The organism is Streptomyces muensis (genome assembly GCF_021474425.1).
GTDB classification, from domain to species: domain Bacteria; phylum Actinomycetota; class Actinomycetes; order Streptomycetales; family Streptomycetaceae; genus Streptomyces; species Streptomyces muensis.
This window is the reverse complement of sequence record NZ_JAKEIP010000394.1, coordinates 1-5535: the sequence shown is the minus strand read 5'-3', so window position 1 is coordinate 5535 and position 5535 is coordinate 1. Positions and strand designations below refer to the sequence as shown.

The window sequence follows — 5535 nt, the reverse complement described above, 5'->3', positions numbered from 1 at the left end:
CGCGAACTCCCCCCGCGCCTCCGCCGTACGCCCGAGCCGCAACAACAGATCCCCCCGCACGCTCGGCAACAAGTGGTAATCCCGCAGCGCGCCTTCCGTGGCGAGGGCGTCGACGAGGCGCAGCGCCGGTTCCGGGCCCTCGGACATCGAGACGGCGACCGCGCGGTTCAGCTCGACGACCGGGGAGGGGGACCGGGCGGCGAGCAGGCCGTACAGGGTGGCGATGGTCTTCCAGTCGGTGTCCTCGTACGTGTACGCGTGCGCGTGGCAGGCGGCGATGGCGGCCTGGAGGGCGTACGGGCCGGGCGCTCCGGTGGCCGTGGCGTCCGCGCGGGCCAGGGCCGTGATGCCGCGGGCGATGAGCATGCGGTTCCAGCGGCCGCGGTTCTGGTCCTTGAGCAGGATCGGCTCGCCGGAGGGGCCGGTGCGGGCCGCCGTGCGGGACGCCTGGAACTCCAGCAGGGACGTCAGGGCGTGCGCCTCCGGCTCCTTCGGCATGAGCCCGGACAGCACGCGGGCCAGCCGAAGGGCGTCCTCGCACAGGGCCGGGCGCAGCCAGTCGTCGCCGGCCGTGGCGGCGTAGCCCTCGTTGAAGATCAGGTAGATGACGTCGAGGACCGAGCCGAGACGGGCCTCGCGGTCGGGGCCGTACGGGACCTCGAAGGCGACGTTCTTGGTGGCGAGCGTGCGTTTGGCGCGGACGATGCGCTGGGCCACGGTCGGTTCCGGGACCAGGAACGCGCGGGCGATCTCCGGGGTGGTCAGGCCGCCGAGGAGGCGCAGGGTGAGGGCGATGCGGGCCTCCGGCGACAGCACCGGGTGGCAGGTGGTGAAGACCAGGCGGAGCAGGTCGTCGTCGATGTCGTCGGGGTCGGACGGCTCCTCGGGCGGTGCCGTGGTCTCCAGGTCGCGGCCGATCTCCGCGAGCTTGCGGGCGTAGTTCTCGCGCCTGCGGATCAGGTCGACGGCGCGGTGTCTGGCCGCTGCCATGAGCCAGGCGCCGGGGTTGTCGGGGACGCCGTCGCGCGGCCACTGCTCCAGCGCGGCGACCAGCGCGTCCTGCGCGAGTTCCTCGGCGATGCCGATGTCGCGGACGGTGCGGGCGACGGCGGCGATGACGCGGGGTGACTCGATCCGGAAGACGGTCTCGATGGTGCCGTACGGGTCTGCGGTGGGCTGCGGGGTCACAGCCCACCATGCAACACCCGAACGGCACGGGATCCAAGGAGGGCGGATCAGCCCTCGGCGATTTCCCGGACCTCGCAGGTGACCTGCCATTCCGGGCCGTGGACCTTCACGAAGCGCGAGGCCCACTCCAGCGCCTCGGCCTTGTCCTTGCACTGCGTGATGGCGTAACCGCCGATGACCTCCTTGGACTCGGTGAAGGGTCCGTCGGTGACGGAGACGTTCGCACCGTCCCAGTGCACGCGGGTGCCCTGCGCCGTGGGGGTGAGCCCGGCGGTGTCCAGCATCACGCCGGCCTTGGTGATCTCCTCCAGCAGCTCCCCCATGCGCTGCATCATCTCGGGGCTCGGGCCCTCGGCGGGCGCGGTGGACTCGTCGATCCGGACGAGGGAGAGGTAGCGCGGCATGGTGACTCCTGGGTTCGGCGACCGGGTCCTTCCCGGCCTCTCACCCCTGCGTCGAACGAGAGACCCCCGAATCGACACACCGCCCGGGTTTTCTTCGAAGATCTTTTTCTCTCACCGCAACGACTCCCACAGCTCCCCCGCCTCCGGCTCCTGCGCCACCACCCGGTTGCGGTCCGACGGCGCCGGCGCCACCGGCATCGTCACCGTGCGCACCGTGTCCGAGGTCAGGCCCCGCAGGCTCTGGCCGAGGCTCATCAGTTCGTTCAGGGAGTCCAGGCCGGTGTCGGTGGTGAGGCCGGCCGTCACGGCGTCGGCGGCGCGGTAGAGCCCGGCGGGGTCGGTGAGGAGGGAGGTGGTGGAGATCTGGTCCAGGAGGGCCTTCACCAGGTTCTGCTGGAGGCCTATGCGGCCCAGGTCGCTGCCGTCGCCTATGCCGTGCCGGGTGCGAGCCAGGGCGAGGGCCTGTTCGCCGTCCAGGTGGTGGGTGCCCGCCGCGAGGGTGAGGTGGCTGTCCTCGTCGTCGATGTCCTCGTCCGTGGTGACCGTGACGCCGCCCAGCGCGTCCACCAGCTTCGCGAAGCCCGAGAAGTCGATCTCCAGGTAGTGGTCCATGCGGATGCCGGTGAGCGACTCGACCGTCTTCACCGCGCAGACGGGGCCGCCGACGGCGTACGCGCTGTTGAACATGGTGTTGTACGCCTCCCGCGTCGTGCCGCCCGAGGGCAGCGGGCAGGAGGGGCGGGTGACCAGGGTGTCGCGCGGGATGCTGACGACCGTCGCGGCCGTGCGGCCGGCGTCGACGTGGACCACCATCGCCGTGTCCGAGCGGGCACCGCTGTCGCCGCTGCCGCCGCCGAGCTCCTGGTTCTCGGCACCGGTCCGCGAGTCCGAGCCCAGGACCAGGATGCTCAGGGAGCCGGTGGGCAGGGGGGACGCCGAGGGGGACGGGGTCGTCATCGCCCGGGGTGGGCGGTTGTCGCCGAGGGCGCTGTTGATGTCGACGCTCTTGATGTTGTCGTTCAGGTGCCAGTACGCCCAGCCGGCCGCGCCCGCGCCCAGCAGCAGGGTGCCCGTGAGGACGAGGCCGACGGTCTTCAGCACCCTTGACCGCCGGCCCACGTGTCTGCCGTCGTCCCCGTTCGCGTCCCGCCCGTTCGCCCCAAGTCCCGTCACAGGCAGGAACGTACGTCCGAATTGTTACGGGCAGGGATGCCAGGGTCGGTTTTCTTCGGAAATTCTCAGACTTCCCCGCCCTGGATCAGCCCAGCGTCACCACCGGCACCGGATTGCCCCCGCTCCACGACCCGTTGAAGCCGAAGGTGACCGAACCGCCGTCGGGAACCGTCCCGTTGTACGGGGCGTTGGAACAGGTGACCGTCGCCCCCGACTGCGTACAACTCGCGTTCCAGGCCTGGGTGAGCCGCTGGCCCGCACCGAAGGTCCAGCTCGCCTCCCAGGACGACAGCGCCGCCCCCGAGCAGGCGATCCGGACCTGCCCGGTGAAGCCGGTGTTCCACTGGCTGGTGACGCTGTAGGCCGCCGTGCACGCGTCCGTGGGCGGCGGGGTCGTCGTGCCGCCGCCCAGCGACTCGGCGATGGCGTGGTAGGCCGGTTTCGGCGCGTAGTTCTCGTCGTACGGCGTCGCCGCGCCCTGCCCGGGGAAGGTGTCCGGGATCCAGGAGTCGGAGTCGGTGAAGCCCCACACCGTGACGCCGACGCACCGGGACACCGCGAGGCAGGCGTTCATGACCGCCTTGTAGTCGGCGGCCTGCTGCGTCAGCTTGGCGCTGTCCGAGGGCAGTTGCATACGGATGTCCAGCTCGGTGATCGCCACGTCGACACCGAGATCGGCGAACCGCTGGATGTTCTGCCGCATGGTGGACGGCACCTGGCCGAGGATCAGGTGGGCCTGGAGGCCGACGCCGTCGATCGGTACGCCACGCTCCTTGAGGGACCTGACCAGGTTGTACAGCGCGGTGCTCTTCGCGTTGACGCCCTCGACGTTGTAGTCGTTGATGTACAGCTTGGCGCTCGGGTCGGCGGCGCGGGCGGCGGTCAGGGCCTGGGCGATGTAGTCGGCGCCGAGGCCGTTGTACCAGAGGGTCTGGCGGTAGGTGCCGTCCTCGTCGAACGGCTCGTTGACCACGTCCCAGGTGGCCAGCCGGCCCTTGTAGCGGCCGACTTCGAGCGCGATGTGGTCGTTCATCAGCTGACTCAGCTGGGCCGGGGTCCAGCTGCCGTTCGTCAGCCAGCTCGGGTTCTGGTTGTGCCAGACCAGGGTGTGGCCGCGCACCTGCTGCCCGTGCGCCTCGGCGAAGTCGACGATCCGGTCGGCCTCGGCCCAGTCGAAGGAGCCGCGCGTGGGCTCGACCGAGCCCCATTTCATGGCGTTGCCTGGGGTCAGCGCGTTGAACTCGCGGCCCGCGATGTCGCCGTAGGTGCCGGTGAGCTTGGAGCCGGTGACAGCCGTGCCCATCACCTTGCCCTTCGCGGCGGCGAGGTCGCGCAGCGGTGTCTCGGCGGCGTGCGCCGCGGGCGCCGTGAACAGCGTCGCCAGGCAGGTGACGAGTGCCGCCAGGGATAAGCCGGTTCTCAGAGATCTCATTGCGGGTGCCTCCGAAAGTTTCGGTCGAACAACCGACTGGCTTCGGTGCAGTGTGAAGCGGCCCGCAACACCCGTCAATACAGCAACAGGCCTCTCCCGCTAAACCGCCGGCGGCGCCCCCGTACTGCTGCGCACCACCAGGCTGGTCGCCAGCTCCACCCGTGTCGCCGCCGGAGTCCCCTCCTCCCGCGCCAGGTCGAGGACCAGCTTCGCCGCGGCCTCCGCCATCTCCGTCAGTGGCTGCCGTACGGTCGTCAGCGGCGGCCCCACCCAGCGCGCGATCGGCAGATCGTCGAAGCCGACCACGCTGAGGTCCTCCGGGATCCGCAGCCCCAGCTCGCGCGCGGCCTCGTACAGACCGAGCGCCTGAAGGTCGTTCCCGGCGAAGACGGCGGTCGGCCGGTCCGGGCGGCGCAGCAGTTCCAGGCCCTGCCGGTAGCCGGTCTCGTGGTGGAAGTCGCCGGGCCGGATCAGGCCGGGGTCGACCGGGAGGCCGGCCGTCTCCAGGGCGGCGCGGTAGCCGTCGATGCGGGCGCGGCTGCACATCATCCGGGACGGCCCGGTGATCGCGCCGATCCTGCGGTGCCCGAGGTCGACCAGGTGCCGGGTGGCGGCCAGTCCGCCCTGCCAGTTGGTGGCCCCGATGGACGGCACGTCGGCGCCCGGGTCGCCCGCCGGGTCCATCACCACGAACGGGATCGACCGGCTGGTCAGCAGGGCGCGCTGGGACTCGTCGAGGCCGGACAGCACGAGGATCACGCCGTGCGGGCGGCGGGCGGCGACCTGGTCGGCCCAGGTGCGGCCGGGCGTGAGCCGCCCCGCGCTCTCGCTCAGCACCACACTGAGCCCGGCGTCCCGGGCGACGTTCTCCACGCCCCGGATGACCTCCATCGCCCAGGCGCTCTCCAGCTCGTGGAAGACCAGGTCGATGAGGGGGGAGCGGCTGGCCTCGGCCCGCCGTCGGCGGTAGCCGTGGGCGCGCAGCAGCTCCTCGACGCGGCTGCGGGTGGCCGGGGCGACATCGGCACGTCCGTTGAGGACCTTCGAAACAGTCGGCGCGGAGACGCCGGCCTCGCGGGCGATCTCGGCGAGTGTCGCGGTCTGCGTGGACCGGCCGGAGGACGGGGGTGTCGTCCGGGTTTCACGCGTTGTCGTCCGGGTTTCGGCGGGCTCCGAGGGTGTCATGGCGGCGATCGTATCCCTGCGCGACCTCTTGACGAACCCTTCTCACCGCGCCTAGGTTCCCGGAACATTCGAGGTGAACAACGAAACATTCGCGAGTGGGCCATCGCCCCGACAGGAGTTTCATGACCACCGCCCCCTGGCGCGACCCCGCCC

At 71.2% G+C, this 5535-nt stretch carries 5 protein-coding genes; all 5 read right to left on the bottom strand.

The window, feature by feature from the left end; genetic code table 11:
• Positions 1-1188, bottom strand: a 1188-nt coding sequence (locus L0P92_RS41625) for an RNA polymerase sigma factor (protein ID WP_234768336.1), incomplete at its 3' end; no start/stop codon positions are given.
• A 47-nt stretch (positions 1189-1235) separates the two neighbouring features.
• The gene (locus L0P92_RS41620; protein ID WP_234768335.1) at positions 1236-1592 is read right to left on the bottom strand and encodes a YciI family protein; all 357 of its coding nucleotides are present in this window, start codon (positions 1590-1592) and stop codon (positions 1236-1238) included.
• Positions 1593-1703: 111 nt separating this feature from the next.
• A complete protein-coding gene (locus L0P92_RS41615; RefSeq protein ID WP_234768334.1) occupies positions 1704-2765 on the bottom strand; it encodes an LCP family protein in 1062 nt (353 codons plus the stop codon).
• Positions 2766-2850: 85 nt separating this feature from the next.
• Positions 2851-4197 (bottom strand): glycoside hydrolase family 10 protein, encoded by a 1347-nt coding sequence (locus L0P92_RS41610; protein WP_234768333.1) that lies wholly within the window; start codon positions 4195-4197, stop codon positions 2851-2853.
• A 99-nt stretch (positions 4198-4296) separates the two neighbouring features.
• The gene (locus L0P92_RS41605) at positions 4297-5382 is read right to left on the bottom strand and encodes a LacI family DNA-binding transcriptional regulator (RefSeq protein ID WP_234768332.1); all 1086 of its coding nucleotides are present in this window, start codon (positions 5380-5382) and stop codon (positions 4297-4299) included.
• Between the last annotated feature and the right edge of the window lie 153 nt (positions 5383-5535).

What these genes read in the sequence shown, in the direction of transcription:
- L0P92_RS41620 (WP_234768335.1), bottom strand. Translation starts at nt 1,592, where the DNA reads ATGCCGCGCTACCTCTCCCTCGTCCGGATCGACGAGTCCACCGCGCCC.
- L0P92_RS41610 (WP_234768333.1), bottom strand. Translation starts at nt 4,197, where the DNA reads ATGAGATCTCTGAGAACCGGCTTATCCCTGGCGGCACTCGTCACCTGC.
- L0P92_RS41605 (WP_234768332.1), bottom strand. Translation starts at nt 5,382, where the DNA reads ATGACACCCTCGGAGCCCGCCGAAACCCGGACGACAACGCGTGAAACC.